The organism is Marinobacterium sp. NO-S09, from assembly GCF_059179545.1.
This window is the reverse complement of sequence record NZ_CP168954.1, coordinates 3,647,456-3,674,276: the sequence shown is the minus strand read 5'-3', so window position 1 is coordinate 3,674,276 and position 26,821 is coordinate 3,647,456. Positions and strand designations below refer to the sequence as shown.

Annotated in this window: 28 protein-coding genes and 1 tRNA gene; 15 read left to right on the top strand and 14 right to left on the bottom strand. The window is 58.0% G+C overall.

Annotated features, from left to right (window positions below; genetic code table 11):
- Nucleotides 1-34 precede the first annotated feature (34 nt).
- From O3C79_RS16950 to astB, 5 genes are all read left to right on the top strand, one after another.
- Entirely contained in the window at nt 35-1,264 is a 1,230-nt protein-coding gene (locus O3C79_RS16950; RefSeq protein WP_076460976.1) for a hydrolase, read from the top strand.
- On the top strand, nt 1,264-2,277 hold the full coding sequence (gene astA, locus O3C79_RS16945) for an arginine N-succinyltransferase (RefSeq protein ID WP_494384056.1): 1,014 nt from the start codon (nt 1,264-1,266) through the stop codon (nt 2,275-2,277). The genes O3C79_RS16950 and astA (O3C79_RS16945) overlap by 1 nt, the downstream gene beginning before the upstream one ends.
- A 107-nt stretch (nt 2,278-2,384) precedes the next feature.
- The gene (gene astA / locus O3C79_RS16940) at nt 2,385-3,413 is read left to right on the top strand and encodes an arginine N-succinyltransferase (RefSeq protein WP_494384055.1); all 1,029 of its coding nucleotides are present in this window, start codon (nt 2,385-2,387) and stop codon (nt 3,411-3,413) included.
- A gap of 1 nt (nt 3,414) precedes the next feature.
- Nucleotides 3,415-4,881, top strand: coding sequence for a succinylglutamate-semialdehyde dehydrogenase (gene astD, locus O3C79_RS16935; RefSeq protein ID WP_494384054.1), 1,467 nt, complete (start codon nt 3,415-3,417; stop codon nt 4,879-4,881).
- Between the two features lie 21 nt (nt 4,882-4,902).
- Nucleotides 4,903-6,228: an N-succinylarginine dihydrolase gene (astB, locus tag O3C79_RS16930; RefSeq protein ID WP_494384053.1), complete on the top strand. Its 1,326-nt coding sequence runs from the start codon at nt 4,903-4,905 to the stop codon at nt 6,226-6,228.
- 48 nt (nt 6,229-6,276) lie between these two features.
- Here astB and O3C79_RS16925 read toward each other — a convergent pair whose 3' ends face one another.
- The 4 genes from O3C79_RS16925 to O3C79_RS16910 form a co-directional block, all read right to left on the bottom strand.
- Nucleotides 6,277-6,915 carry a DUF1826 domain-containing protein gene (locus O3C79_RS16925; RefSeq protein ID WP_494384052.1) on the bottom strand — a complete coding sequence of 213 codons (639 nt, stop codon included), beginning with the start codon at nt 6,913-6,915 and terminating at the stop codon, nt 6,277-6,279.
- A gap of 146 nt (nt 6,916-7,061) precedes the next feature.
- Nucleotides 7,062-7,727: a LutC/YkgG family protein gene (locus tag O3C79_RS16920; protein ID WP_494384051.1), complete on the bottom strand. Its 666-nt coding sequence runs from the start codon at nt 7,725-7,727 to the stop codon at nt 7,062-7,064.
- Complete coding sequence (locus O3C79_RS16915) at nt 7,724-9,142, bottom strand: LutB/LldF family L-lactate oxidation iron-sulfur protein (RefSeq protein ID WP_494384050.1); 1,419 nt, start codon at nt 9,140-9,142, stop codon at nt 7,724-7,726. The genes O3C79_RS16920 and O3C79_RS16915 overlap by 4 nt, the downstream gene beginning before the upstream one ends.
- Before the next feature lie 14 nt (nt 9,143-9,156).
- The gene (locus O3C79_RS16910; protein WP_494384049.1) at nt 9,157-9,948 is read right to left on the bottom strand and encodes a (Fe-S)-binding protein; all 792 of its coding nucleotides are present in this window, start codon (nt 9,946-9,948) and stop codon (nt 9,157-9,159) included.
- A gap of 119 nt (nt 9,949-10,067) precedes the next feature.
- On the opposite strand from O3C79_RS16910, the gene O3C79_RS16905 reads away from it, so the two are divergent.
- The 9 genes from O3C79_RS16905 (at nt 10,068) to O3C79_RS16865 (ending at nt 18,287) form a co-directional block, all read left to right on the top strand.
- On the top strand, nt 10,068-10,757 hold the full coding sequence (locus tag O3C79_RS16905; RefSeq protein WP_494384048.1) for a FadR/GntR family transcriptional regulator: 690 nt from the start codon (nt 10,068-10,070) through the stop codon (nt 10,755-10,757).
- Nucleotides 10,758-10,923: 166 nt separating this feature from the next.
- Entirely contained in the window at nt 10,924-12,840 is a 1,917-nt protein-coding gene (gene thrS, locus O3C79_RS16900) for a threonine--tRNA ligase (RefSeq protein WP_494384047.1), read from the top strand.
- Between the two features lie 15 nt (nt 12,841-12,855).
- Nucleotides 12,856-13,398, top strand: a complete 543-nt coding sequence (infC, locus tag O3C79_RS16895; protein ID WP_139327118.1) for a translation initiation factor IF-3 — start codon at nt 12,856-12,858, stop codon at nt 13,396-13,398.
- Nucleotides 13,399-13,502: 104 nt separating this feature from the next.
- Nucleotides 13,503-13,697, top strand: a complete 195-nt coding sequence (gene rpmI / locus O3C79_RS16890) for a 50S ribosomal protein L35 (RefSeq protein ID WP_010324607.1) — start codon at nt 13,503-13,505, stop codon at nt 13,695-13,697.
- Nucleotides 13,698-13,740: 43 nt separating this feature from the next.
- Nucleotides 13,741-14,097, top strand: a complete 357-nt coding sequence (gene rplT, locus O3C79_RS16885; RefSeq protein ID WP_010324608.1) for a 50S ribosomal protein L20 — start codon at nt 13,741-13,743, stop codon at nt 14,095-14,097.
- Between the two features lie 127 nt (nt 14,098-14,224).
- Nucleotides 14,225-15,208: a phenylalanine--tRNA ligase subunit alpha gene (pheS, locus tag O3C79_RS16880; protein WP_076460958.1), complete on the top strand. Its 984-nt coding sequence runs from the start codon at nt 14,225-14,227 to the stop codon at nt 15,206-15,208.
- Between the two features lie 39 nt (nt 15,209-15,247).
- Nucleotides 15,248-17,623, top strand: coding sequence for a phenylalanine--tRNA ligase subunit beta (pheT, locus tag O3C79_RS16875; protein ID WP_494384046.1), 2,376 nt, complete (start codon nt 15,248-15,250; stop codon nt 17,621-17,623).
- A 21-nt stretch (nt 17,624-17,644) separates the two neighbouring features.
- Complete coding sequence (gene ihfA, locus O3C79_RS16870) at nt 17,645-17,956, top strand: integration host factor subunit alpha (RefSeq protein ID WP_010324611.1); 312 nt, start codon at nt 17,645-17,647, stop codon at nt 17,954-17,956.
- Complete coding sequence (locus tag O3C79_RS16865; protein WP_010324612.1) at nt 17,928-18,287, top strand: MerR family transcriptional regulator; 360 nt, start codon at nt 17,928-17,930, stop codon at nt 18,285-18,287. Before ihfA ends, O3C79_RS16865 begins: the two co-directional genes overlap by 29 nt.
- A gap of 102 nt (nt 18,288-18,389) precedes the next feature.
- Here the strand turns inward: O3C79_RS16865 and O3C79_RS16860 are convergent, their stop codons facing one another.
- Genes O3C79_RS16860 through O3C79_RS16830 form a run of 7 tightly spaced genes read right to left on the bottom strand, consistent with a single transcriptional unit; the run spans nt 18,390 to nt 24,640 of the window.
- Nucleotides 18,390-19,745, bottom strand: a complete 1,356-nt coding sequence (locus O3C79_RS16860; RefSeq protein WP_494384045.1) for an ATP-binding protein — start codon at nt 19,743-19,745, stop codon at nt 18,390-18,392.
- Nucleotides 19,742-20,407, bottom strand: coding sequence for a response regulator (locus O3C79_RS16855; RefSeq protein ID WP_494384044.1), 666 nt, complete (start codon nt 20,405-20,407; stop codon nt 19,742-19,744). The genes O3C79_RS16860 and O3C79_RS16855 overlap by 4 nt, the downstream gene beginning before the upstream one ends.
- A 10-nt stretch (nt 20,408-20,417) precedes the next feature.
- The gene (locus O3C79_RS16850; RefSeq protein WP_494384043.1) at nt 20,418-21,074 is read right to left on the bottom strand and encodes a hypothetical protein; all 657 of its coding nucleotides are present in this window, start codon (nt 21,072-21,074) and stop codon (nt 20,418-20,420) included.
- A gap of 2 nt (nt 21,075-21,076) precedes the next feature.
- Nucleotides 21,077-21,898 (bottom strand): SDR family oxidoreductase, encoded by an 822-nt coding sequence (locus tag O3C79_RS16845; RefSeq protein ID WP_494384042.1) that lies wholly within the window; start codon nt 21,896-21,898, stop codon nt 21,077-21,079.
- A 9-nt stretch (nt 21,899-21,907) separates the two neighbouring features.
- Complete coding sequence (locus O3C79_RS16840; protein ID WP_494384041.1) at nt 21,908-22,558, bottom strand: iron-containing redox enzyme family protein; 651 nt, start codon at nt 22,556-22,558, stop codon at nt 21,908-21,910.
- An 11-nt stretch (nt 22,559-22,569) separates the two neighbouring features.
- Nucleotides 22,570-23,991, bottom strand: coding sequence for an AMP-binding protein (locus O3C79_RS16835; protein ID WP_494384040.1), 1,422 nt, complete (start codon nt 23,989-23,991; stop codon nt 22,570-22,572).
- The gene (locus tag O3C79_RS16830) at nt 23,984-24,640 is read right to left on the bottom strand and encodes a thermostable hemolysin (RefSeq protein WP_494384039.1); all 657 of its coding nucleotides are present in this window, start codon (nt 24,638-24,640) and stop codon (nt 23,984-23,986) included. Before O3C79_RS16830 ends, O3C79_RS16835 begins: the two co-directional genes overlap by 8 nt.
- A 160-nt stretch (nt 24,641-24,800) precedes the next feature.
- Here O3C79_RS16830 and O3C79_RS16825 point away from each other — a divergent pair.
- Nucleotides 24,801-24,877 (top strand) — tRNA-Pro (locus tag O3C79_RS16825).
- A 480-nt stretch (nt 24,878-25,357) separates the two neighbouring features.
- Here O3C79_RS16825 and O3C79_RS16820 read toward each other — a convergent pair.
- The 3 genes from O3C79_RS16820 to O3C79_RS16810 all read right to left on the bottom strand — a co-directional run bounded on the left by O3C79_RS16820 (nt 25,358) and on the right by O3C79_RS16810 (nt 26,680).
- Entirely contained in the window at nt 25,358-25,705 is a 348-nt protein-coding gene (locus O3C79_RS16820; protein WP_494384038.1) for an FKBP-type peptidyl-prolyl cis-trans isomerase, read from the bottom strand.
- 117 nt (nt 25,706-25,822) lie between these two features.
- Entirely contained in the window at nt 25,823-26,104 is a 282-nt protein-coding gene (locus O3C79_RS16815) for a peptidylprolyl isomerase (protein WP_494384037.1), read from the bottom strand.
- 78 nt (nt 26,105-26,182) lie between these two features.
- Nucleotides 26,183-26,680 (bottom strand): FKBP-type peptidyl-prolyl cis-trans isomerase, encoded by a 498-nt coding sequence (locus O3C79_RS16810; RefSeq protein WP_202798472.1) that lies wholly within the window; start codon nt 26,678-26,680, stop codon nt 26,183-26,185.
- Nucleotides 26,681-26,821: the final 141 nt, after the last annotated feature.

The window sequence follows — 26,821 nt, the reverse complement described above, 5'->3', positions numbered from 1 at the left end:
ATAATCCCCAGATATCCACTATCAGGAGGCAAGCATGACTCACGACTTTACCCCCTGGCTGGCATGGCTGGACGAACAGCATCAACAGATGCTCGACGATACCCTGGCGCTGGCCGAGATCAATTCCGGTACGCTGAACCACACTGGCGTCAACCGAGTGGGTGAAGCGCTTGTCCGCCTGTGCCAGCCCCTTGGTGGCGAGACCGAAATTCTGCCGGTCGCCCCCTATCAACACCTCAACTCTCAGGGCGAACTGGACCAGTTCCCGCTGGGAAATGCCGTCCGTATCCGCAAGCGCCCTGAAGCACCGCTGCAGATTTTCCTCTGCGGCCACATGGATACCGTATTTGCGGTTGATCACCCCTTCCAGCAGATCCAGTGGCTGGATGATGACACCGTGAACGGCCCGGGTGTTGCCGACCTCAAGGGTGGTCTGCTGGTCATGATCAATGCCTTGATGGCGCTGGAGCGCAGCCCCTGGGCGGACCAGATCGGCTGGCAGATCCTGTTTAACCCCGATGAAGAGATCGGCTCTCCATCTTCGGCGGCTCTGATTGCCGAGGCCGCCAAAGAGGTGGACCTGGGCATGATTTACGAACCCAGCTTCCCGGATGGCAACCTGGCCGGTGAACGCAAGGGCAGCGGCAATTTCAGCGTCGTGGTCCGTGGCAAGGCGGCTCATGCCGGTCGCGAGCATCACCTGGGCCGCAATGCCATTCGTGCCATGGCCGACTTCATCGCGGCGCTGGACGATCTCAATGGTCAGCGCCAGGGCGTCACCATCAACCCTGGTTTCATTGAAGGCGGCGGTGCCGTCAACATCGTGCCTGACCTGTGCATATCCCGTTTCAATATCCGCCTGGAACAGGTGGATGACGAAGCCTGGTGCCAGCAGCACCTGGACCGTTTACTGGCCGACATCAATGCCCGTGACGGCATCAGTATCGAACTGCACGGTGGCTTTGGTCGCAAGCCGAAAAAACTCAGCGGTGCCAACCAGAAATTGTTCGAACTGGCCCGTGACTGCGGTGCCGAACTGGGCATGAGTATTTCCTGGCTGCCCACAGGTGGCTGCTGTGATGGTAACAACCTGGCCGCTGCGGGTATTCCCAACATCGATACGCTGGGTGTGCGCGGTGGCAAGATTCACTCGTCTGATGAATACATGCACGTCAGCAGCCTGACCGAAAGGGCCAAGCTGAGTGCCCTTATCCTGATGAAACTGGCGACCAGCTCAGACAGAAGCTGGCTTGGAGAGCGCTGATGCTGGTACTGCGTCCGGTCGAATTCAAAGATTTGCAGGGCCTGGAGCGGCTGGCTGTGGTGTCCGGCGGCAGCCTGACAACCCTGCCGGCCAATCGGGATCACCTCAGTGAGTTGATCGACCGTACCCTGCAGTCATTGCGCAAGGCGGTTGAGCGCCCAGAGCAGGAAAGCTATCACTTCGTGCTGGAAGACAGCATCAGCGGCGAGATTGTCGGTATCTCCGGTATTGAAGCGGCGGTGGGCATCGAATCACCGTTCTACAGCTACCGCATCAACGAAGTTATTCATGCGTCCAGCGAGCTGCAGATCCACAACCGTATTCCGGCGCTGAACCTGTGCCAGGATTTTACCGGCGCCTCACGCCTGTACACCCTGTTCCTGGATGCCGAGCACCGTCAGCGCAGTAACCTGCACCTGCTATCTCGTGCTCGCCTTCTGTTCATCGCGGCTCACCGGGCGCGTTTTGACAGCCGCATCATCGCTGAGCTTCAGGGGGTGCAGGACGAAAATGGCCAGTCGCCGTTCTGGGAAAGTCTGGGACGCCATTTCTTCAGCATGGACTTTGCCAAGGCCAACTACCTCACCGGCATCGACTCCAAGGGCTTTATTGCCGAACTGCTGCCGCACCACCCGGTCTACCTGCCGCTGCTCAGTGACGCCGCGCGCGAAGCGCTGGGGCAGCCGCGTTCCGATGCGGCGCGCGTCAAAGCGCTGCTGGAATCGGAAGGCTTTGACTACCGTGGCTACGTCGACATCTTTGACGGCGGCCCCACGCTGGAAGCCCAGACTGATCGTCTGCGTACCCTGGTCGAAAGCCAAACGCTCAGCATCGGCGTGAGCGCTGATGATGAAGAAGCCGACAAGGCGCTGGCGCTGGTGGCAAGCGGACAACTGCAGAATTTCCGTTGCCTGCTGGCAGAGGTCGATCCGGAACATCCGGAGCTGACGCCGGCACAGGCTGAAGCGCTCAATATCAGCAGCGGAGACAGCATACAGCTGGCCTGGCTCTAGCGCGGATCTCCGACCCGACTGCAATTCAATTTCAACTTTTCAATGTTTTACCCGGTGCCTGATTGGCACTGGGGGACTTAGTGACGATTACAACTGGGGTATCGATCATGATGGTAGTTCGCCCGATTACGGCCGCCGACCATGAAGCACTGCGGGAACTGGCCCGCAAAACCGGTCAGGGATTCACCTCTCTGCAGGACAACGACGAGCAGGTGGCGCGTAAGCTGGAAACCGCCCTGGCGGCCTGGAATGACAACAACATTCCGGAAGAGGCCCTGTATCTGTTCGTGATGGAAGATACCAGCACCGGTGAAGTGGTCGGTATCAGCGGTATCGAATCCGCGGTTGGCCTGAGTGAGCCCTGGTACAACTATCACATGGGCACCTTGTTGCACGCATCCCGTGAACTGGGTGTGCGCAATCTGATTCATACTCTGACACTGAGTAATGACCATACCGGCTATTCTGAACTCTGTACCCTGTTTCTGGCACCGGAAGCGCGCCACAGCAAAAACGGTTCTCTGCTGTCCAAGTCCCGTTTCATGTTCATGGCCGAGTTTCCCAAGCGCTTCAACGAGAACATGCTGGCCGAAATGCGCGGCTATTCTGATGACAACGGGATACCGCCGTTCTGGGAAGGTGTGGGCCGCCACTTCTTCTCGCTGGATTTCGGTGAAGCGGACCAGCTGTCTTCCATGGACAAGGTGTTCATCGCTGAGTTGATGCCGAAGAACCCGATCTACATCAACCTGCTGCCGGAAGATGCCCAGGCAGCGATCGGCAAGACGCATCCGGCCACGACCCCGGCGCGCAAGCTGCTGGAAGCCGAAGGCCTGCGCTTTACCGGGTACGTCGATATTTTCGATGGTGGCCCGACGCTGGTGGCACGCATGGACGATATTCGTGCCATCAATGAAAGCTGCTACTCGCGTGTGCATATCACCGAGGACCAGCCGGAAGGTGAGCTCTATCTGGTGAGCACCACCAGCTTTGACGATTTCCGCTGCTGCATGACGCCGCTGAACGGGGTTGGCAAGCACGTTGTGGGTCTGCCGCAGGATGTGGCCGATGCACTTAAAATTTCCGAAGGCAGCACTGTACGTGTGGTGCCTCTCTCATCTGGCAGGAGAATCTGACATGACCGCATCCGTAATGATCAATGGCGACTGGCTGGACGGACAGGGACCGGCGTTCACTTCGTTGAATCCGGCCACCGGCGAGATTTTCTGGCAGGGGCAGGGCGCTGATACCGAGCAGGTGAATGCTGCCGTAGCAGCTGCTCGTGCCGCAGCAACCGACTGGGCACTGGCCGGGGTTGAAGCGCGCGTGGCCATTGCCCGCCGCTTTGCCGAACTGCTGGGCGAGAACAAGGAAGCGCTGGCGGTGGCCATTGCCACAGAAACCGGCAAGCCCTTGTGGGAAGCGCGTACTGAAGTGGGCGCCATGGTGGGCAAGGTCGAGATTTCGGTCAAAGCCTACAACGAGCGTACCGGTGAACGTGAAAGCGATATGGCTGGCGCCAAAGCGGTATTGCGTCACAAGCCTCACGGCGTAGTAGCCGTGTTTGGCCCGTACAATTTCCCGGGCCACCTGCCCAACGGTCATATCGTGCCGGCCCTGATTGCCGGTAACACTGTGGTGCTCAAGCCCAGCGAACTGACTCCGGCGGTTGCCGGCGAGATGGTCAAGCTGTGGCTGGAAGCCGGCCTGCCGGCGGGCGTACTCAACCTGGTACAGGGTGAAAAGGACACCGGTATCGCGCTGGCTTCCCATGCGGATATCGACGGTCTTTTCTTCACCGGCAGCTCCAACACCGGCCACATCCTGCATCAGCAATTCGCCGGTCATCCGGGCAAGATTCTGGCGCTGGAGATGGGCGGCAACAACCCGCTGATCGTACACGAAGTGGCCGACATGGCCGCGGCGGTGCATGAAACCCTGCAGTCATCCTTCATCACCGCGGGCCAGCGTTGCACCTGTGCACGCCGTTTGATTGTACCGACCGGTGACTGGGGCGATCGTTTCCTTGAAACTTTGGCCGAAGCGGTTCGCAACATCCAGGTGGGCGATGCCTTTGCCGAGCCGGCACCTTTCATGGGCAGCCTGATTTCCGAAGGCGCAGCCGATGGTGTGATGACGGCGCAGGATGCTTTGCTGGCGCAGGGTGCCAACTCTCTGGTGCGCAGCGAAAAGCTGAAGCCAGGCACGGGATTGATCTCGCCGGGACTGATCGATGTAACGGCCATTGCTGAGCGTGAAGATGAAGAGATCTTTGGTCCGCTGCTGCAGGTGATTCGCGTGGCCGACTTTGATGCCGCCATCACCGAGGCCAACAATACGCGCTACGGTCTGTCGGCGGGTCTGTTCAGTGACTCCGAAGCATTGTTTGACCAGTTCTATGCCCGTATTCGTGCCGGTATCGTAAACTGGAACAAGCAGCTGACCGGTGCCTCCAGCGCAGCGCCTTTCGGGGGTATTGGTGCCAGTGGTAATCACCGTGCCAGCGCCTACTACGCGGCGGACTACTGCTCTTACCCGGTGGCGGGCATCGAAGCGGATCAGCTGGCGCTACCGCAGACCCTGTCGCCGGGTCTGAAACTTTAATTACTAACCCAGGAGGTTCTGATGCAGGCAACTGAAGCGAACTTTGATGGTCTGGTCGGTCCGACCCACAACTATGCGGGCCTGGCAGTGGGCAATCTTGCCTCGCAAAGTCACCAGGCACAGGCCTCCAATCCTCGCGAAGCCGCGCTGCAGGGGCTGGCCAAAATGAAGGCTCTGCACGATCTGGGCATGGTTCAGGGTGTGCTCGCACCGCTGGCGCGGCCGGACCTGAAAAGCCTGCGCCGTTTGGGCTTTTCCGGCAGTGATGCCGAGGTGCTGGCGGCGGCTGCCAAGGCGTCCCCGCGCCTGCTGGCGGCCTGCTGTTCCGCCTCCAGCATGTGGGTTGCCAACGCAGCCACGGTCACGCCCAGCGCCGATGCCAGTGATCAGCGGATCCACTTCACCCCGGCCAACCTGGCCAGTCAGTTGCATCGTTCACTGGAGACCGAGCATACCGCCCGGATTCTGCAGGCCACGTTCAATGACAGCCGCTACTTTGTGCATCACCCGTCGCTGCCTACGGTAGCGGCATTGGGGGATGAGGGCGCCGCCAACCATACCCGTCTGGGACACAGTTATGGTGAGCCGGGCGTAGCCTTCTTTGCCTATGGCAGCGGTGGCCCCGGTCCCGAACCCAGCCGTTATCCGGGTCGACAGACGCTGGAGGCCTCAAAAGCGGTTGCGCGTCAGCATCGGCTGGACCTGAATCGTGTTGTGTTTGCTCAGCAGCACCCCGAGGCGATTGATCAGGGTGTGTTTCACAATGACGTGATTGCGGTGGGTAACCTGGATACGCTGTTCTGCCACGAACGTGCTTTCTACAACCAGTCACAGGTAGTGGAAGATCTGAATACCTGTCTCGATGGCGGGTTAAAGCTGATTCAGGTTGCAGAAAGCGAGGTGGCGCTGAGCGATGCCGTGCGCAGTTATCTGTTCAACAGTCAGCTGTTGCGACTGCCGGATGGTCGTACCCTGTTGGTGGTGCCGGGTGAGTGCGAGCAGGTGGCGCCCGTGTGGCAGTATCTGCAGGCGCTTGAAGCCGCTTCACCGATTATCGATGCCGTGCAGGTGTTCGATCTGCGCCAGAGCATGCACAACGGCGGTGGTCCGGCCTGTCTGCGCTTGCGCGTGGTGCTGAATGAGGCTGAACAAGCCGCGTTCAATCAGTCCACACGCATGAGCGAGACACTCTACCCGCGTCTGGTCGATTGGGTTGAACGCCACTACCGTGATCGTCTGCTGCCAGCGGATCTGGCTGATCCCGAGTTGATGGACGAATCCTTTACCGCACTGGATGAATTGAGTCGCATCCTGCATTTGGGGTCGGTTTACCCCTTCCAGCGCTAGGGTTCCTGGTCGCAAAAGGCCTGCCTGCACCGGGCAGGCTTTTTGTTATCAGTCTGCCCAGTCCAGCGACATGAACAGCCGGTTGCTGCCCGTTTCCACGGGTGGTGAGCGGTGCACAATCCCCAGCCCTTCATTGTTATACCAGCCATCGCCCTTTAGCAGTGCCACATCACCCCGGCTGAGCTGCTGATAGTGCTCGGGTGCCTGCTCTGGAATGCGCGGCACTCCGGCAGCGGGTTCTTCCAGCCATTGGCTGCCGCTGCCCACATAGGTTGTTACCAGGCGAGCCGGCAGGTAGTCCACATGAAAGCGGGGACACATGGCCTGTTGCAGGGTGGCGAGACGGATGCCGATCATCTTTGGTTCGAACAGGCACTCGTACATCTTTATCAGCTGCACCATATCCTCGATCAGCGCCTGACGCCCATTGGCCTGAGGAAATGTCTTTTCCAGGGTGTCACGAATCTCCGCGGCCATATCCGCCTGGCAGGTAAACAGGGTTTTTAGATTGATGCGCCGATCAGCCGTGATCGTCTGATCCAGATACTGTTCTATTTCCGAGCTGAGTGATCGCTGCCATACGGCCAGATTGCATCGCTCCTCATAGATGTGAGTCAGCGCCTCGGGTGTCTCACCGAAAAGCGCTTCACGCATGGGGTGGGGCGTGAGAGGTTGTGCAGTGTTCATACGAAAATCCGTTAATCTTTATCTATGTTATATCATAACAACAACTCGGTGGCTTTTTCACGATGGCAATCGCCTTGACTGGCATTCTGGTGTGATGAGGGAAGGGAGGGGCAGAAAAGCCTGCTGCTTTTCAGCCCCTTGAGCGATCAGGGGATCAGGAAGATCACAAGCTGACGTGGGCCGTGGGCGCCCATCTGCAGTTTCTGTTCGATATCGGCACTGCGCGAGGGGCCGGTGATCATATTCACCGTGCGTGGCAGGCGTCCAGGTGAAGCTTCACGCAGACGATCCCAGGCATCCTCGTAGGGGCCGACAATATCCTGTTTGCTCAGAACCACCAGATGGGTGTCCGGCAGGAAGTTGAGCGTGGTCGGGCTGTCCGGGCGCGAGTAGAGCATCAGCGTGCCGGTCTCGGCGATGCCGGCGAAAGCGAGGGTCAGGCTGGCCTGGTCGCCGACCTGACCGACGCGCTGATGGCATTCGATGCGCTCGTGTACGTCGGCCCAGCCCAGACTGGTCAGGCTGTCGTCGCTGGCCAGCACCAGTTCATTCTGACCCTTGGCTTCCAGCGCATTGGCGGCAGCTGTGGGTACTTGCTCAAGACTTTCCAGCTCGATTATCTCGGCAGCGGCTTCCTGCGCCATGCGAATGAACAGCTCGATCTGGGCGTCGTGGTCATGCAGGCTGCGGGCCGGGATCCGGTTGCGCGGATGCTGCTGCAGGCGTTGGCGTACCGCCTCTTTTTGCGCTTCAGTGGCTTCGGTGCGACGCAAGCCGCGGCGAATATTGGCGAAAATCTCGGCGCGGCTCATGGCTGTTCCCCCTGTTTCTGACGCTCATCCCACTGCTGCATGAAGGTTTTGCCGGTGGGTGTCGGCATGTCGCGGTGATCGGTCCAGCCCGATGCCAGTGGCAGTTTGGTGATCTTGCCCTTGCCACTGCCCAGCATGCGCATGACTTTGGACGCGCTGGCCGAGAACAGGCGGTACAGGCGCGGACGCGTGGCGAGGAAGGTCCAGCTGCCCAATCCCCAGCGAACTGCTTTCGGGCTCAGGTGTTTTTCGAATTCCTTTTCACGCCAGTGACGCATCAGTTTGGGCAGCGGGATGCGTACCGGGCACACCTCTTCACATTTGCCGCAGAACGTCGAGGCGTTGGGCAAGAGGCCGGCTTTTTCGATACCGATCATCTGCGGGGTCAGCACCGAGCCCATGGGGCCAGGGTAAACCCAGCCGTAGCTGTGGCCACCGACAGAGCCGTACACCGGGCAATGGTTCATGCAGGCCGAGCAGCGGATACAGCGCAGCATGTCCTGGAACTGAGTGCCCACCATGTCACTGCGGCCGTTATCCACCAGCACCACGTGGAAGTTCTCCGGGCCGTCCTGATCGTCCGGGCGGCGGTTGCCGGAGGACAGGGTGTTGTACACCGAATATTCCTGACCGGTGGCCGAGCGGGCCAGCAGGCGCAGGAAGAGGTTCATGTCCTCCAGTGTCGGGACGACCTTCTCGATGGAAGAGACTACGATATGCGTCTTGGGCAGTGTCTGGGTCAGGTCGCCGTTGCCTTCGTTGGTGACGATCAGCGTGGAGCCGGTTTCCGCCACCAGGAAGTTGGCGCCGGTAATGCCCACATCGGCAGCAACAAACTGCTTGCGCAACATTTCACGGGCTTCTGCCATTAGCTCCGCCGGATCATCCGATTTGGGGCGCTTGTGATGCTCGTGAAAGGCTTCGGACACATCTTCCAGGTTGAGGTGAATCGCCGGTGCGATGATATGGCTGGGGTGATCGCCGCGCAGCTGCAGAATGTATTCGCCCAGATCGGTTTCCACCGGGCGGATATCGTTCTCTTCCAGGAATTCGTTGAGGTTGATCTCCTCGGTCACCATGGACTTGCCCTTGGTGACGGTCTTGGCATTTTGCTCACGACAGATCTGCAGAATGGTTTGGCGCGCATCCTCGGAGGTGCGACACCAGTGGACCTGGCCGCCGTTTTCCACCACCCGTGCCTCAAACTCTTCCAGGTAAAGGTCCAGGTGTTCAAGAATATGGTTCTTCAGGTCGCGGGCCTGATCGCGCAGCTCTTCAAATTCGGGCATGCGTGCGACGGCAGCGGCACGTTTGCCGGGAAAGCCGGCTTTCAGGTTACCCAGTGCTTTCTGCAGATTGGCGTCCTGCAGGGCGATACGGGCACTTTGTTTGAATTCAGGGCTTTTAATGTCCATCGTCGTGCTCCGTTTTATAGTTCCTGGCCAAGGTCGTAATCGGCGTCGCCAATGGCGGCCTGGTCGGTCATGCCGGCCAGCAGCTCCACCACATGGCGTACTTCCATCTCGCGGCCTTCACGCTTGAGCTTGCCGGCCATATTGAGCAGGCAGCCCAGGTCGCCCCCAACCAGAGTATCGGCACCGCTGTCGGCAGCGAAGCCGGTCTTGTTGCTGACCATACGGTTGGAAATGTCCGGATACTTGACGCAGAAGGTGCCGCCAAAGCCGCAGCAGGTTTCCGCTTCCTGCATTTCATTCAGCTCGACGCCATCGATTTCACCCAGCAACTGGCGGGGCTGCTGCTTGATACCCAGCTCGCGCAGGCCGGAACAGGAGTCGTGGTAGGTGATCTTGCCCTTGAAGTCGCTCTGGATGCCGCTGAAATCCACTTCATCCACCAGAAAGGAGGTGATCTCGAAGGCGCGGGCCTTGAGGTCTTCGGCACGGGCTTTCCAGGGATCATCATCCGCGAATAGCTCCGGGTAATGATGCAGCATGCCGATGCATGAGCCGGACGGGCCGATCACATAGCGATAGCCGTCAAAGGCTTCAATGGTCTGGCGCGCGATCTTGCGGGTACTTTCATTATCACCGGAGTTGAACGCCGGCTGGCCGCAGCAGGTTTGCGCCTTGGGCACATCGACCAGAAAACCGGCCTGCTCCAGCAGTTTGACCGTGGCGAAAGCCACTTCCGGGCGGAACATGTCAGCCAGGCAAGTGACGAACAGGCCCACCTTGATTGGCGGAGTGTGGGTGTCGGACATGAGTCGGCAGCCTCTAGTTATTGTGTTCTTCTAAACAACAGGTATGGCCTCAAGATAGGTCAAGAGTGATAGGGCGTGAATGCTATACTGACAACTGGTCTTACCAAGAGGCAGTGGCCGTGAATCTTCAATACGAACTGGAACGCCAGCTACTGGACGGAGACTGGGTGCCGGGTCAGGCACTGCCGTCCGAACGCAGCCTGATGCAGGAGTATGCGGTTTCCCGTGGTGCGGTGCGCGAAGCTCTGGCCGGCTTGCGTGCTACCGGGGTGATCGATACTCAGCAGGGCGGACGCAGTCGCTGCGTCAACCTGCTGGAGCAACATCTGGAACTGCCGTTACAGGGAAGGGGCGAGGACATTGAGTTCCAGCTGCAGGTGCTTGAGGCGCGAGCGGTACTGGAAGGCGAAGCGGCCTGGTTTGCCGCCCAGCGTGCCAGTGATGAAGAACTGGCATTACTGGCGCAGGAGTATGAGCAGATGTGCCGGCGAGGCCGTTCGAGCAGTGGGCGTGATGCCAGTACGCTGGAGAAGGCCAAGGCCGATCTGCAGTTTCATATGTTGATCGCACAAGCCAGTCATCATCTGCTGGTGTGTTCCTTCAGCCAGCTGTTTTACAACCGCTATTTCAATGCCATCTACAGCGTGCTGTCACGTACCCTGAGCCGTTTTGGCCGCTACCCCGATGGTATCGCCCGCCAGCACAGCGCCATTCATCGCGCCCTTCAAGCCCGTGATGCCAACCTGGCCCGTGAATCAGCCCGCGCCCACATCCTCTATACCCGCGATTTGTTGAAGCAGTGTCAATGAATTTTGTATGACGTCCATCGCGCTTTGCGGGTGTGGTCGTTATAATGGCGGATTGGGTTGGCCGGCACCTCGTACCTGTCGTCGCTACAAACCCTGATTTCATTTTTCTGTATCACTCGGGATATCGCCTCTCGTATGGGCTTATCCTTAACCAGGGAACAGCACTATGCCTGTCATTACGCTTCCGGATGCGAGCACTCGCACCTTTAATGAATCCGTCACTGTTCACGATGTGGCTGCCGATATCGGTACTGGCCTGGCCAAGGCGGCCGTTGCCGGCAAGGTCAACGGTGAACTGGTGGATACCAGCTACCTGATTGAAGAAGACGTTAACCTCGCTATCGTTACTGCGCGTGACGAAGAGGGGCTGGAAGTGATCCGTCACTCCTGTGCCCACCTGATGGCGATGGCGGTACAGGACCTGTTCCCCGGTGCCCAGGTGACCATTGGTCCGGTCATCGATGATGGTTTCTACTACGACTTTGCTTACGAGCGTCCGTTCACGCCGGAAGATCTGGAGAAGATCGAAGCGCGCATGAACCAGCTCTCCAAAGAGAACCTGCCCGTGTCCCGTTCCGTTATGGAGCGCCCTGACGCGATCAAGTTGTTTGAAGAGATGGGCGAGAAGTATAAGGTCGAAATCATCGACTCCATCCCGGGTGAAGAGCCGCTGTCGTTCTACAAGCAGGGTGATTTCATCGATCTCTGCCGTGGCCCGCACGTGCCGTCTACCGGCCACATCAAGGCCTTCAAGGTAATGAAGGTTGCCGGTGCCTACTGGCGCGGTGATGCCAAGAACGAGATGCTGCAGCGTATCTACGGTACTGCCTGGGGAGATAAAAAAGCCCTTAAGGCCTACCTGCATCGTCTGGAAGAAGCCGAGAAGCGCGACCACCGTAAACTGGGCAAGCAGCTGAACCTGTTCCATATGCAGGAAGAAGCGCCGGGCATGGTGTTCTGGCACCCGAACGGCTGGACCCTGTACCAGCAGATCGAACAGTACATGCGTACCAAGCAGCGTCAGCATGGCTACCAGGAGATCAAGACACCGCAGGTGGTGGAACGTACCCTGTGGGAAAAATCCGGTCACTGGGGCAAGTTCCAGGAGCAGATGTTCACCACGCACTCCGAGAGCCGTGACTTTGCTATCAAGCCGATGAACTGCCCGTGCCACGTACAGGTGTTCAACCAGGGGCTGCGCTCTTACCGTGACCTGCCGTTGCGTCTGGCCGAGTTCGGTTCCTGCCACCGTAACGAGCCGTCCGGTTCTCTGCACGGCATCATGCGTGTACGTGGCTTCGTTCAGGATGATGCACACATCTTCTGTGCCGAAAACTCCATCCAGTCTGAAGTCGCCTCGTTCATTGAGTTCCTGCACGAAGTCTATGCCGACTTCGGCTTCTCCGACATTATCTACAAGCTCTCGACCCGTCCGGAAGAGCGTGTGGGCTCCGACGAGAGCTGGGACAAGGCCGAAAAAGCCCTGGCCGATGCCCTGGATACCGCTGGTCTGGACTGGGAAGAACTGCCGGGTGAAGGTGCCTTCTACGGACCGAAAATCGAATTCTCCCTGCGTGACTGCCTTGGCCGTGTCTGGCAGTGCGGTACCATTCAGGTAGACTTCTCCATGCCGGGGCGTCTGGGCGCTCAGTTCATCAACGAACATGGTGATCGTGAAACACCGGTCATGCTGCACCGTGCGATTCTGGGCTCCTTCGAGCGTTTCATCGGTATTCTGATTGAGCACTATGCCGGTGCACTGCCGGTCTGGCTGTCGCCGCTGCAGGCGGTGGTGATGAATATCACCGACAATCAGGCAGAATATTGCCGCGATCTGGCAGAAAAACTTGAAAAATCGGGTCTTCGTGCCACTGCGGACTTGAGAAACGAGAAGATCGGCTTTAAAATTCGCGAGCGTACTTTACAGAAGGTGCCTTACCTGCTGGTTGTAGGTGACAAAGAAGTTGAGTCTGGAACCGTTGCAGTGCGTACGCGCTCCGGTGAAGACCTGGGCACCATGTCGGTCGACGCGCTGGTGGACCTTCTGGTTCAAGATGTGACGCGCAAAGGCCGCCAGGAATAAAAACCGTCAGGAGATATAGCTATCAGGCGTGATAACAGACGTGGTGGCCGTGCGCCACTACCGCCGATCAATGAAAATATTCGTGCTACTGAATGCCGTCTGATCGGCGCAGATGGCAATCAGATCGGTGTTGTTCCGATTTCAGAAGCTCTTGAGCATGCTCAGGAAGCTGAACTTGACCTGGTTCAGATCTCGGATTCTGATCCCATTGTCTGCAAGATCATGGACTATGGTAAGCATCAGTACGAGCTGAAGAAGAAAGCAAATGAGGCTAAGAAGAAGCAGTCTCAGATGCAGGTCAAAGAAGTGAAATTCCGTCCGGGTACGGAAGAAGGGGATTATCAGGTAAAACTGCGCAACCTGATACGTTTCCTTGAAGCCGGGGATAAGGGCAAGGTTACCTTGCGCTTCCGTGGTCGTGAGATGGCTCACCAGGAGCTGGGCATGCAGCTGATGCAGCGGATCGAACAGGATCTTGTTGAAATCAGTACTGTAGAACAGCGTCCGAAAATGGAAGGTCGTCAAATGGTCATGGTGTTGTCTCCCAAAAAGAAATAGCCACCCGACGATAGCAGCCCGACGCTTATTCCTGCGGGAACAGGTGTCGGGTTTTATTGTTTGTTGTAGTGGCAGACCTATAAACGAATGCGTGGAGAAAGTTAATGCCTAAGATCAAAACAGTCCGTGGCGCGGCAAAGCGTTTCAAGAAAACCGCTAACGGCGTAAAGCACAAGCAGGCCTTCAAAAGCCATATTCTGACCAAGAAAACCACTAAGCGTAAGCGTCAGCTGCGCCCGATGCTGCAGGTTCATGCTGCCGACCAGGCTCTGGTCAAGCGCATGCTGCCGTACTTGTAAGTTTTTTTCGGTCATTATTAGTTTTTATTAGGAAGGATTTGCTATGCCTCGCGTAAAACGTGGTGTACAGGCTCGCGCCCGTCACAAGAAAGTTCTGAAACAGGCCAAAGGTTACTACGGTGCTCGCAGCCGTGTATTCCGAGTTGCCAAACAGGCTGTCATCAAAGCCGGTCAGTATGCATACCGCGACCGTCGTCAGCGTAAGCGTCAGTTCCGCGCTCTGTGGATTGCACGTATCAACGCTGCTGCACGTATCAACGGTCTGTCCTACAGCCGCTTTATCGCCGGCCTGAAGAAAGCCGAGATCGAAATCGACCGTAAGGTTCTGGCTGACCTGGCTGTATACGAGCAGGCTGCTTTTGCCGCGGTTGTCGAAAAGGCTAAAGCTGCACTGGCATAACCCCACCGATTGGTAGGGATGGACGACATCGATGAAGTACTCCAGTACGGGCCTTGTCGTCCACATATGATCGAATCAAACAGGGGAAGGGTGCAAACTCTTCCCCTGTTTTTGTTTGGAGCCGGAAATGGAAAATCTTGAGACCCTGTTGGCACAAGGCAAACAGGCGGTTGCTGAAAGCGATACATTGGCTGCGCTGGACGAGATCCGAGTGCAGTATCTGGGTAAAAAGGGCGAGCTGACCTCGCTGCTGAAAGGTCTGGGTAAACTGTCTGCCGAGGAACGTCCCGCAGCCGGTGCACTCATCAACGAAGCCAAGGCAAAATTGCAGGCGGACATCAACGCCCGCCGTGATGCCCTGGAAAGTGCTGCACTGGAAGCCAAGCTGGCGGCGGAAACCGTCGATGTCAGCCTGCCCGGCCGCGGCCAGCCTGTTGGTGGCCTGCATCCTGTCACGCGGACCCTGGAACGTATCGAAGCCTTTTTTGGCAGCATCGGGTACAGCGTTGCCGAAGGTCCCGAGATTGAAGACGATTATCATAACTTCGAAGCGCTGAACATTCCGGCTCACCATCCGGCGCGGGCGATGCATGATACCTTCTATTTTGATGCCCACCGCCTGTTGCGTACCCACACCTCACCGGTACAGGTGCGTACCATGGAGTCTCAAGAACCGCCGATCCGTATCATCTGTCCGGGTCGTGTTTATCGCTGCGACTACGACCAGACCCACTCACCGATGTTCCATCAGGTAGAAGGTCTGCTGGTTGATCGCAACATCACCTTTGCCGACCTCAAGGGCACGCTGGAGCAGTTCCTGCGTGAATTCTTCGAGGAAGACGTGAAGGTCCGTTTCCGCCCGTCCTACTTCCCGTTCACCGAGCCCTCCATCGAGGTCGATATCGACCGTGGCGATGGCAAATGGCTGGAGGTGCTGGGCTGTGGCATGGTGCACCCGAAAGTCTTCGAGTACTCCGGTATCGATCCGGAAGAATACACCGGTTTTGCGTTCGGCATGGGCGTTGAGCGTCTGGCGATGCTCCGCTATGGCGTGGACGATCTGCGTCTGTTCTTCGAAAACGATCTGCGCTTCCTCGGCCAGTTCAAGTAAGACGACAACGCACACAAACAGATTTTTCAGGAAAGCAGCATGAAATTCAGTGAACAGTGGTTGCGCGAGCTGGTTCAGCCGCAGATCGGAACTCAGGAACTGGCGGATCAGCTGAGTCTGTCCGGCCTTGAAGTGGATGAAGTCGAAGGTGTTGCCGGTGACTTTACCGGTGTGGTCGTGGGCGAGATCCTGACCGCCGAACAGCACCCCAATGCCGACAAGCTTCAGGTGTGTGAAGTCAGCGATGGCGAGCAGACCGTTCAGGTGGTCTGTGGTGCGCCCAACGCGCGTGCCGGTCTCAAGACCGCCTTTGCCCGTGTCGGTGCCGTTCTGCCGGGCAACTTCAAAATCAAGAAAGCCAAACTGCGTCAGGTCGAGTCATTCGGCATGCTCTGCGCCGAAGACGAGCTGGGCCTGTCCGAGGATCACGGCGGTATCATGGAGCTGGCGGCTGATGCGCCGGTGGGCCAGGATATCCGTGAATATCTCAACCTGAACGACCAGATTATCGATGTTGATCTGACGCCGAACCGTGGTGACTGCCTCAGCATTGCCGGCATGGCCCGTGAAGTGGGCGTGCTGAACAAGGCCGCCGTGACCGAGGTGGAAGCTCCGGCCGTTGCACCGGTAATCGATGACCGTTTCGACGTCGAGCTGGTGGATGCCAATAGCTGCCCGCGCTACCTGGGCCGTGTCATCCGCAACATCAACCCGGGTGTCAGCACACCGCTGTGGATGCAGGAAAAACTGCGTCGTTCCGGCGTGCGCAGCATCGACCCGGTAGTCGACGTTACCAACTACGTGCTGCTGGAGCTGGGTCAGCCGATGCATGCCTTCGACCTGAACAAGCTCGACAGCGGCATCCGTGTGCGCAAGGCCGAGCAGGGCGAAAAGCTGGTACTGCTGGATGGCCAGGAAGTCGAATTGAATGCCGATACTCTGGTTATCGCTGATGCCAAGGGTCCGGTTGCCATGGCCGGTATCATGGGCGGCGAACCGACCTCCGTGACCGATGCAACACGCGATATCCTGCTGGAAAGCGCCTTCTTCAACCCGCTGGCAATTGCCGGTCGTGCCCGTAACTACGGCCTGCACACTGACTCTTCACACCGCTTTGAGCGTGGTGTTGACTGGCAGCTACAGCGCAAGGCGATCGAGCGTGCCACTGCACTGCTGCTGGATATCGTCGGCGGCGAGCCGGGTCCGGTGATTGAAGCCGTAAATGAAGCGGAACTGCCGGCTGTACAGCAGGTTCAGTTGCGTCATGACAAGGTGACCGCACTGCTGGCGCTGGAGATTCCGGCGGCTGAAATCGAAGAGATTCTGACCCGTCTGGGCATGCAGCTGGAAAGCGTTGAAGGTGGCTGGAACGTGACCGTACCGGGCTACCGTTTCGATATCAGCATCGAAGTGGACCTGATCGAAGAGATCGCCCGTGTTTACGGCTACAACAACCTGCCGGTACACACGCCGACCGCCAAGCTGCCGATCCCGCCGATCGCTGAAGCGCGCCTGACCCTGCAGTCACTGCGCCGTCACCTGGTAGCGCGTGGCTATCAGGAAGCGATCACTTACAGCTTCATCGAAGCCGAGCTGCAGAAGTCATTTGACGACCAGCACGAGGCTATCGCACTGGCCAACCCGATCTCTGCCGAAATGGCGGTGATGCGCACGACTCTGTGGCCGGGTCTGGCGAAAGCGCTGCAGTACAACCAGCACCGTCAGCAGAGCCGTGTGCGCCTGTTTGAAACGGGTCAGCGCTTCCAGCCCAAGGGCGAAGAGCTGGTACAGGAAAACGTTGTTGCCGGTATTCTGGCGGGTAACCGTGATGCCGAAGGCTGGACAGCGGGCAAGGAATCTCTGGACTTCTTCGACGCCAAGGGCGACCTGGAGTCCCTGCTGGCACTGGCTGGCTGTGGTAACCAGTTCAGCTTCGTGGCGGATCGTCATGTGGCGCTGCACCCGGGTCAGACTGCGCGTATCGAGTGCAATGGCGAAACCGTGGGTTACATTGGCGCGCTGCACCCCTCACTGGTCAAGCAGCTGGACCTGAACGGCCCGGTATACCTGTTTGAAGTGAGCTTGGAAGCGGTCACCGGTGGCAAGCTGCCGCGCTTCAGTTCGCTGTCCAAGTTCCCTGAGTCTCGCCGTGACCTGGCCGTTGTAGCTGATCAGGAAACCGGCTTTGATGCCATCCGTCAGGTGGTCGAAGCTGAGGCGGGCGAGTTCCTCAAACAGGTCACTCTGTTTGATGTGTACCAGGGCCAAGGTATTGAACCGGGACGAAAAAGTCTGGCTCTGGGCTTGACCTGGCAGCACCCATCGCGCACTCTTAATGAAGAAGAGATCAACAGTGCCGTGAGTGCCGTTGTATCAGCGCTCCGCGAGCGTTGTGGTGCAACGTTACGAGAGTAATCACAGGATGGGGTGACCGACATGAGCTCGTTGACCAAAGCGGACATGGCCGAGCGACTCTATGAAGAGCTGGGCCTGAACAAACGTGAAGCCAAAGAGATGGTGGATTCCTTCTTTGAAGAGATCCGGGCCAGCCTGGCACACAACGAGCAAGTGAAACTCTCCGGTTTCGGTAATTTCGATCTGCGCGACAAACGTGAGCGCCCGGGTCGAAACCCGAAAACCGGGGAGGAGGTCCCCATTTCCGCCCGCCGTGTAGTCACCTTCCGACCCGGTCAGAAACTGAAGGAGCGTGTGGAGATTCATGCCGGAAACCAGCCAGACGGCGTCTGAACTGGAGCCGCTTCCCTCCAAGCGCTATTTCACCATCGGCGAGGCCGCAGAGCTGTGCCAACTCAAGCCCCATGTACTCAGGTACTGGGAGCAGGAGTTTGACCAGATCAAGCCGGTCAAGCGAAATAACCGCCGTTACTATCAACACAAGGACCTGCTGCTGCTGCGTCAGATTCGCAGTCTGTTGCATGAGCAGGGCTATACCATTGCCGGTGCCCGCCAGTGGCTTTCCGGTGAAACCGCCGGGGATGATGCTGCCCGTTATCGCCAACTGCTGCGCCAGACCATCAGCGAGCTGGAAGAGATCCGCTCAATGCTGAAACAGCCCTGAGCATAAATAGAGAGCCTTGAGCTTGAATAGAAGCCCTGAGCTTGAATAGAGAGCTCTGAGCTTTAATAAAGAGCCCTGAGCTGTATAAATCCCCACCAAACGTCAATCCGACGCCTTGCTGAACTCCACTTGTACCACCAGGCCCTGTTGTCCTGACGGCCTGTCTTTAAGACTGACCTCTGCACCGTGCAGATCAGCGATCAGTTTGACGATAGACAGCCCCAGACCACTGCCACTGGCCTTCTGGCTTTGGCGATAAAAGCGCTCGAACACGCGTGACTTGGCATCCTCATCCAGGCCAGGGCCTGAATCAGACAGCAGCAATTGCACCTTCTCGCCCTGGGTATTGAGTGCCAGCGTAACTTCGCCGCCTTGTGGGGTGTAGCGCAGAGCGTTGTCGATCAGATTGCGCAGCATCAGGCCCAGGTAAAAGGCATTGCCGGGGATATGAAGGTCCGTATCGGGGGCATCCAGGCCCAGGTCGATGTCGCGCTCGATGGCAAACCCGATCTGGTCGCCGATCATGTCGCGGCACAGATCACTGAGATTGACGCGGTCGATATCCGGCAAGTGCTCCTGAGGGTCGAGGCGGCTTAGCTGCAATAGCTGCTCCACCATACGGTTCATGCAGTCCAGACCATCCTTGATCTGATCACAGTCACTGCGGGCAACAGGGTCCTGTAATTGTTGAAACAGGTTCTCACAATGAACCTGCAGGGCGGCCAGTGGGGTGCGCAGTTCATGCGCAGCATCGGCGGTGAAACGGCGCTCACGCTGAAAGCTGGCCTGCAGACGCTGCAGCAATTCGTTCAGGGCAGATACCAGTGCATCCACCTCATCCGGTATCTGCTCCAGTTGCAAGGGGTCCAGATTATCCGAGCTGCGCGTGGATACCTGCTCACCAATACTCAGCAACGGGCGCAGGTTGCGGCCGATCAGCCACCAGATGGTGAAACCCAACAACGGCAGGAAGATGAGGATAGGCAGGGTGTTGGTCAGGGCGATCTTGATCGCCAGCTCCCGGCGGATGTGGTCATCCTGAATCACCTGGATGTAATAGCGGCTGTCGGGTGTGGCCAGGGTAAACAGGCGCCAGCGGGTGCTGTCCAGTTCCAGATCCCGATAGCCGGGGCGAGCCGAGCTGCTGACACCTTCCGGAAAACTGGGGGATAGAATCAGGGTGCTGCCCGCTGAACTGAGTACCCGATAGGACAGTTGTTTTTCGTAGGGGTGTGCCGGTTCCCATTCCCCCTCGCCGGCACTGGCCGGACGAGGGGAGTCAAAGGCGGTGCCGGGAGCAAGCTGGGCCATCAGGCGCGCCATCTGCGCCATCTGCGCATCAAACAGTTCTTCGGCTTCATCGGTAGCGGCATAAAAGGACAACGAGGCGCTGACCAGGCCGGCACAGAGGCCGATGCTGATCAGGCTGATACTGAGGGCGCGACGGATGGAAGTCATGCGGCAGGTTTGTCCATCATGTAGCCGACACCGCGTACGGTCCGCACCACGGAGCTGTCCAGTTTCTTGCGCAGGTGGTGAATGTGCACCTCCAGGGAGTTGCTTTCCACTTCATTGCCCCAGCCGTACAAGGACTCCTCCAGCCGGGAACGGCTGAGTACCTTGCCGGCATTTTCGGCCAGCGTCAGCAGCAGACCAAACTCGCGGCGTGACAGCACCACGGTTTCACCCTTGTAGCGGGCCGACTGTGCCTGGGTATCGATTTCCAAGTCGCCCAGCTGCAGCAGGGTATCCGTGTAGCCTTTGGAGCGGCGGGTGATGGCTCTCAAGCGTGCACGCAGCTCGGCCAGGTCGAAGGGTTTGAGCAGATAGTCATCGGCACCGGCATCGAGACCGGCAATCCGATCCTCGATGGCATCGCGGGCTGTCAGAATCAGCACCGGTAACGCGTTGCCGGCCTTGCGCAGTTTGCGCAGCAACGAAAGACCGTCCATCCCGGGTAGCCCCAGATCCAGTATCAGGCAGTCGAAATGTTCAACCTGCAGGCTGTGCAAGGCATCTTCTGCGTTCGTGAGCCAGTCGGCGGCTTCACCGGCTCGGGTCAGAGCACGGGTAATGCCATCGCCCAGCAGGTGATCATCTTCAACGACCAGTATGCGCATCGAGAACTTCCTAATTCAGTTGTTGCAGCAGGACCTGGACTTCACTGCGACGTCCGCTGTCAGCTCGTTCACGCCCGTGACGCGGCGGTGCTTTCAGGGCCTGCAGCAAGTGTGTTCGAGCCATCTGTTTGTCGCCCTGATCCGCCAGATAGACAGCGTAAAAATAATTACTGTCCAATCCATCCGGGTTAATCTGCAGTGCCTGTTGGAACAGTGTTGCCGCCTTGTCATCATCGCCAAAGCCGATGGGCCAGCCGGGTACCTGATGGTACAGGGTAGCCAGGCTGGTCAGGGCCGAGCCCTGCAGGGCCTCGGGGCTTTGCTCGATGGCCTGTTCGAACAGTGAGCGGGCCTGCTTGGCCAGTTTTAACGCTCCCAATCCCCCTTTGGCACCGGCCTCCGAACTCAGTGTAATACCCTGCCAGATCATCAGCTCCGGGTCTTTCGGGTGTGCGTTACGCATGTGTTCAATGTCCTCAGCCAGAGTCTCGAAGGCCTTTACCTGGGTGTCCTCTTCGCTCAGGTCATACTGGATCTGTGCCCAACGCTGTTGAAACGGCAATAGCTGTTCAGGACTTGCGGCTTGCACCATAGTGGCACAACCCAGGCTCAGGGTCAGCAGGCCGGTTGTCAGCAGGTGTGACGTCTTATGAATGAAAGTTGTCATGTTCAGGCTCCGGTATGAGGTTGATTGGCAAATCCCTTGATTTTGCCGAGCTGCTTGCTCAGTACCTGACTGATCAATTCCGGCCTGAGGCCGTTCAGGCGTACCAGCAGTTTTTCCGGCCAGCCGATTGCGGCCTGGGCACGGCCCGAGCGCATCAGTTTTACTGCGGCACGGGCGACAACCTCAGGGCTGTCGATGTGGCCGCCGGTGGCCGCCGTCATGGCATTGGCCTGTTCGGAATTGATGGCTGTGCGGGTGGCGCGAGGGGCCAGGTATTGCACACGCAGGCGGGTATCAGTGTATTCGCGTGCCAGTGCTTCACTGAACAGGCGCAGGGCACCTTTACTGGCGCAGTAGGTGCTGTAGCCGGGAAACCCGATGGCACCAAACGCCGAGCCGATATTGAGGATCACGGGGGCTTCGCCCTGTGTCTGCAGCAGTGGCTGAATCAGCGCGCGGGTGAGCAGAATCGGCGCACTGATATTGGTATTGATCAGTTGCTCAATCGCTTCAGGGGTTTGTTGGTCAAACAGCTGAAAGCAGCTGATGCCGGCGTTATTGACCAGCGTATCAAGCTGCGGTAATTCCTGTTCGATACAGCTGACAAGCTGCTGGCGGCCTTGCGGCGTGCTCAGGTCGGCACTGCAGATCAATGCACGGGGGGAGCCCAGTTCATGGCATTGATCGGCGAGGGCCTTCAAGGCTTCGGCATTGCGGCCGTGCAGCAGCAATTGTGCTCGCTCCCCGGCGAGTTGGCGCGCCAGGGCGGCACCTATACCGCCACTGGCACCGGTAATGAGTATATGGCGACGATCAAATTGCATGGCATCCTCTCAGGCAGCAGGCAGGCTGCGGAAAATATCGGCGTAAAGGCGGTAGAACACGCGTGCGCTGTGGATGATCAGTGCCTGCTCGTCCGGGTCTTCGATCCGATCCATCAGGCCTTCAAAGAACTTGATGTGATCCTGATCCAGTGAGCCGTGTGAGCGCAGATAGCTGAACGCGGTATCCGGCAGCCCCAGCTGATCCTGGATGATTTGAGCCAGAGGGGTGGCCAGGTTGACGCTGGTGCCTTCCAGTACCTGAACCATGCCGAAAAAGCCGATCGGGTTGATACGGTTGATCAGGTCATAGGCGTAGGCCACCATCAGTTCTGTTTCGATGGCGGGCTGACCCTGGCGCACAGACTCTTTATTTACATCACAGGCGGCCAAATCGTTCAGAATCCACTCCTGATGGCCGGTCTCTTCCTCGATATACTCTGCGACAGCTTCGCGCAGCCATTCGTATCGTTCCGGCAAGCGGCTGCCACAGGCCATCAACAGGGGCAGAGTGTGTTTCACATGGTGGTAGGCCTGAGTCAGAAAGGCGGTGTACTGGTTGAGGCTGATCTCGCCCCGCTGACAGTTCACCAGGATGGGCGAGGTCAGCAGATATTCTCGGGCGTCAGAGGTTTCCAGTTGCAGGCGTTGGTAGAAAGACATGCGATTATTCCTTAGCAAAATTCAGAGGCGTAGAGTGCGTCAAGCGTGTCAGCGAAATGTTCGGCAATAGCACTACGGCGGGGGCGGCCGTTGCGGGTATAGAGCTGATCGGTGTGGCGCAGTGGCTCGGCTATACGGGCCCAGCGGCCAACGCGGGCATAGTCGGGCAGCTCAGCGTTGAGACGGTCGATCTGCTGCTGCAGCTCGGCATCAGCCTGCCTCGGGGCATAGATCAGGGCAGCGTTGTGGGGACGGTCGTCGCCAAAGAGCACGGCTTCTTCAACACCGGGTATCGCCAGCAGGCCGGACTCCACCCATTCGGGGCTGAGGTTGCGGCCATAGCTGTTGATAATTATGTTGCGGCGGCGCCCATCCACATGCAGGTAACCCTGACCGTCGATGCGGACCAGGTCTCCGGTGGCATAGGGGCCAGCATGCGCAGGTTCGCCCAGATAGCCCAGCATCAGGTTGCCTTCGATGAACAGCTCACCGGCGTCATTCACCTGCAGCCGGTTGTGTGGCAATGCTCGGCCGGCACTGCCGATGCGATTGTGGCGTGGGGTGTTCAGGCTTACTACGGACGCGCATTCGGACAGGCCATAGCCTTCATAGGCTGCCAGTTTTTGAGCATGGGCACGGTACATCAATGATGAGCCCACGCGGGCACCGCCCACTGCCATGAATTTGAGCGGTGGGATGGACTGGCCCTGCTCGGAAGCTGCGGTGAGGCCGGAGAGCACCTGTGGCAGGGTGATCAGCGAGTCGGGGCGATAATGATCAAGTGCTGCAATCAGCCGGTAGATGTCGAGATCACTGGAGCCCTGCCAGCCCAGGCTGCTCAGTGAGGGCAGCTGGATACAGGCACCCATCAGCAGGGCGGCATACACGCCGGCAACGTTTTCCAGCAGTGTCGCCAGCGGCAGCAGGCAGAGATGGCGCTGAATATTCAACTCGCCCAGCGCACCGGCCAGGCTCTGCGCGACCTGCAGTTGTTGCTCAATGCTCAGGCAAACGCCTTTGGGCGCACCGGTGGTACCGGAGGTAAAGGTGATCTTGGCCGTGCCGGGGTGTAAAACGGTCGCCTGAGTATCGAATTGCTGGATGCGCAGTTCACCCCGGTGCAGGGTGATCAGGGTATCGATGCCGGCTCGCGCAAAGAGGTTGGCACGTTGTTCGTCACTGAAAAACAGGGGAACCGGCACCAGCACACGGCCGGTTTTCATGGCGGCAAGATCCGCCAGTACCCAGTGGCGGCTATTATCCGCCAACAGCGCAATCCGATCACCGGCCTCATGCTGCAGGCGTGTGGCCAGCTGGTCGACCTCCGTTAGAAGCTCGCCCCAGCAAACCGAGCCCTGCTCATCCTGCAGCGCCGGGCTTTCCGGCTGCACCTGAGCCCATTGGGCCAGTTGCGAGAACAGACGGTTATCCATGTGATGCGACTCCGGGGTGCAGGGCAGACTGAGTTGCAGGCAGGGCAACTGCTGCAACTGACGTTTGGCGCAGTAAACGGGCGCTTTCGGGCACGGACACGGCGACCACCTGAGGCTGTAGCGCGTAATACTGGCCCCAGTCGCTCAAACCGTCGGAAAGGCGTTCCAGCAGTGCCGGTGCCAACACATAAACCTCAAGGCCCAGACGTCGAAAGCTGTTTATAAGTGTGGGTGTCAGGGTTAACACCGCCCACTCAAGCTGGCGCCGATCAAACCAGGCGGCGAGCGCGATAATCAGCTGACGGGTTCGGCCGGGACTGGCAGTGGCAAGGTTACCGACCTCCACAATCTTTTCTCGCTCAGGCTGAATGTGCCCCAATGCAGCCAGACAGCTTTCAACCGGCTGATCCAGATAAGCTTCCAGAAACAGATGGCCTTCACTGGCCAGCTTGAATCCAGCCGCTGCCGTCAGTTCGCCTTCAGTGTTACTCGAACTGACCAGCGTGGGCAGGAAATCATGCACATCGGCACCATGTACCTGTGCGAAACGACCATGAATAAACTGCTCGACACGCCTGCGCTGGGGGGCGAGCTGCGTATGCAGACTCAGGCTGGCAGGCTGTCGAGCCAGTGGAGGGTTAATGCTCATAGGGTAGCTCCTCTTCATGGCTACCCAGTGTGGAGTTGTAAACTTAAATAAGTCTTAAGGGAGATTAAGAAAAAACTGCTTTTTAAAAGCTTCCATTTATCAAAAGCTTGGGGTAGTATTTGCAGCCTCTTCGGAACTGATCATTCAGTTTCCGCCTAGTCGGGGCGTAGCGCAGTCTGGTAGCGCACCTGCATGGGGTGCAGGGGGTCGCAGGTTCAAATCCTGCCGTCCCGACCATTTAAAAGCCATTCGTTGATGGCTTCATATACCCAATATTCTGGTTACTCAAGCCGGCAATACAGCTTCGCTCAATCAGTCAGGCGTTCAAGCTTTTCCAAGCGAAATTACTGATCAGTCAAAGCCTGTTCCACGCTGTTTTCATATGGATTCTAGGTATTGATTCCAATGAATTAGTGTCTCAATTTGCTACCATTGCGTGAGGTGAGCGCAACGCGCAGGAAGTACACCATCTCAAGGCATCAATGGAGAGATCAAATGCGCCCCCTCGTAACGACTGTTTCAGCAGTTTTTTTATTTTCAGTGCTGAGCAAGTTGCTGCACAAGTCTATAAATGTAATGTTGGAGATCGGCAGGACTATCAAAGCAGGCCCTGTACTGCAGGTGACAAGCCGGGCGAAACTAATGCCTTACCGGCCAGCACATTGTTGCAGGTTTTGGCTATACAGACGCTCGCCTAAACCTGCATGCAAGCCTGGTTCACTCCCGATTCAACGCTTCCAGCAGCTCAATCTCGAAAACAAGATTTGCATTGGGCGGGATCTTGTCGCCGAAACCACGTTCGCCGTAACCCATCTCTGCGGGCACCAGCAGCTTGCGCTTTCCGCCAACTTTCATGCCTTTTAAGCCTTCAACCCAGGCGGCAATGACTTTCTTTCGGCTGAGTACGACCTGGAACGGCTGACCTTTGTCGTAAGAGGAATCGAACTCGCTGCCATCTTCCAGAAAGCCGCGATAGTGAGCGGTCACCAGAGCGCCACCTTTTTTGACTTCGGTCCCTGTCCCCTCAATGAGGTCTTCAATCACCAGTTGCTCAAATTCAGCCATGGTTGTTCCTGTGAGTTTTGTCGTTTCTGTTTGCGGCCCTCGGTCGGGCACAAAGAAGACGGCCCCGGTTCAGGAAAGCTGAACCAGGGCCGTTAGCAGGCAATATGCCTCAGGCGATCAGTCGTCGCGGCTGGTTACTTCCAGCAGGTGGTAACCAAACTGGGTCTGGACCGGGCCCTGTACTTCGTTGATCGGGGCGCTGAACACGACCTTGTCGAATGCCGGTACCATCTGGCCGGGGCCGAAGCTGCCCAGCTCGCCGCCCTGCTGGCCTGACGGGCACTGTGAGTGGGCCTTGGCCAGTGCAGCAAAATCGGCGCCTTCGGCGATTTGATCTTTCAGGGACTGACATTCAGCTTCAGTCGCGACCAGGATGTGACGTGCGCTTGCGCGTGCCATAGGTTTTCTCCGTAACAGTTGGGATATCAGTTTAAGCATAGGTGTAAGACGCTGTTTTCGGTTGAGATCGGCTCAGCATCAGTGCTGGTGGCCGCCAACGCCATGGGCGTGGCCGTGGGCGATCTCTTCATCGGTTGCCTCACGTACATCGGCAACTTCGATATCGTAGGTCAGCGTTTTGCCGGCCAGCGGGTGGTTGGTATCCACCAGCACCATTTTCAGACCGGGCTTGATGACAGTGACCTGACGCATCCCCTGATCCGTCTGCACTACGGCTACCATGCCGGGCTGCCATTTGCGCACACCTTTGGGCAGGCCTTGCAGGTGTTTGATGGGCACGCGTTGTTCCTGACCTTCCTGACGCTCGCCATATGCCTGTTCAGGCGTGAGGGTGAGGTGCAGGGTGTCGCCGGCTGTTTTGCCTTCCAGCGCTTCAGCGATGGCCGGGATCATGCCGTCGTGGCCGTGAAGATAAGCGATAGGATCGGCACCGTGATTGGTTTCGACCTGGGTATCGTCTGCATCGGTCAGCGTGTAGAAGAACTGCACTACTGTATTATCGGTAATCTGTGTCAACGCCAATTCCTCGTGCGCCAATTTACAAAACCTGAAGTATCCGGTTCTGTGGATGGGTTGGCAAGAAAGTGGCTTCTTCTCGGTACTGGTTTACATTCGGCTGTCGAGTCGGCGTGTGAACATCTGTGCAGACAAAACAAA

Bases quoted from the DNA above. Each gene is read 5' to 3' on its own strand.
- O3C79_RS16950 (WP_076460976.1), top strand. From the start codon at position 35: ATGACTCACGACTTTACCCCCTGGCTGGCATGGCTGGACGAACAGCAT.
- astA (WP_494384056.1), top strand. From the start codon at position 1,264: ATGCTGGTACTGCGTCCGGTCGAATTCAAAGATTTGCAGGGCCTGGAG.
- astA (WP_494384055.1), top strand. From the start codon at position 2,385: ATGATGGTAGTTCGCCCGATTACGGCCGCCGACCATGAAGCACTGCGG.
- astD (WP_494384054.1), top strand. From the start codon at position 3,415: ATGACCGCATCCGTAATGATCAATGGCGACTGGCTGGACGGACAGGGA.
- astB (WP_494384053.1), top strand. From the start codon at position 4,903: ATGCAGGCAACTGAAGCGAACTTTGATGGTCTGGTCGGTCCGACCCAC.
- O3C79_RS16925 (WP_494384052.1), bottom strand. From the start codon at position 6,915: ATGAACACTGCACAACCTCTCACGCCCCACCCCATGCGTGAAGCGCTT.
- O3C79_RS16920 (WP_494384051.1), bottom strand. From the start codon at position 7,727: ATGAGCCGCGCCGAGATTTTCGCCAATATTCGCCGCGGCTTGCGTCGC.
- O3C79_RS16915 (WP_494384050.1), bottom strand. From the start codon at position 9,142: ATGGACATTAAAAGCCCTGAATTCAAACAAAGTGCCCGTATCGCCCTG.
- O3C79_RS16910 (WP_494384049.1), bottom strand. From the start codon at position 9,948: ATGTCCGACACCCACACTCCGCCAATCAAGGTGGGCCTGTTCGTCACT.
- thrS (WP_494384047.1), top strand. From the start codon at position 10,924: ATGCCTGTCATTACGCTTCCGGATGCGAGCACTCGCACCTTTAATGAA.
- rpmI (WP_010324607.1), top strand. From the start codon at position 13,503: ATGCCTAAGATCAAAACAGTCCGTGGCGCGGCAAAGCGTTTCAAGAAA.
- rplT (WP_010324608.1), top strand. From the start codon at position 13,741: ATGCCTCGCGTAAAACGTGGTGTACAGGCTCGCGCCCGTCACAAGAAA.
- pheS (WP_076460958.1), top strand. From the start codon at position 14,225: ATGGAAAATCTTGAGACCCTGTTGGCACAAGGCAAACAGGCGGTTGCT.
- pheT (WP_494384046.1), top strand. From the start codon at position 15,248: ATGAAATTCAGTGAACAGTGGTTGCGCGAGCTGGTTCAGCCGCAGATC.
- ihfA (WP_010324611.1), top strand. From the start codon at position 17,645: ATGAGCTCGTTGACCAAAGCGGACATGGCCGAGCGACTCTATGAAGAG.
- O3C79_RS16865 (WP_010324612.1), top strand. From the start codon at position 17,928: ATGCCGGAAACCAGCCAGACGGCGTCTGAACTGGAGCCGCTTCCCTCC.
- O3C79_RS16860 (WP_494384045.1), bottom strand. From the start codon at position 19,745: ATGACTTCCATCCGTCGCGCCCTCAGTATCAGCCTGATCAGCATCGGC.
- O3C79_RS16855 (WP_494384044.1), bottom strand. From the start codon at position 20,407: ATGCGCATACTGGTCGTTGAAGATGATCACCTGCTGGGCGATGGCATT.
- O3C79_RS16850 (WP_494384043.1), bottom strand. From the start codon at position 21,074: ATGACAACTTTCATTCATAAGACGTCACACCTGCTGACAACCGGCCTG.
- O3C79_RS16845 (WP_494384042.1), bottom strand. From the start codon at position 21,898: ATGCAATTTGATCGTCGCCATATACTCATTACCGGTGCCAGTGGCGGT.
- O3C79_RS16840 (WP_494384041.1), bottom strand. From the start codon at position 22,558: ATGTCTTTCTACCAACGCCTGCAACTGGAAACCTCTGACGCCCGAGAA.
- O3C79_RS16835 (WP_494384040.1), bottom strand. From the start codon at position 23,991: ATGGATAACCGTCTGTTCTCGCAACTGGCCCAATGGGCTCAGGTGCAG.
- O3C79_RS16830 (WP_494384039.1), bottom strand. From the start codon at position 24,640: ATGAGCATTAACCCTCCACTGGCTCGACAGCCTGCCAGCCTGAGTCTG.
- O3C79_RS16820 (WP_494384038.1), bottom strand. From the start codon at position 25,705: ATGGCTGAATTTGAGCAACTGGTGATTGAAGACCTCATTGAGGGGACA.
- O3C79_RS16815 (WP_494384037.1), bottom strand. From the start codon at position 26,104: ATGGCACGCGCAAGCGCACGTCACATCCTGGTCGCGACTGAAGCTGAA.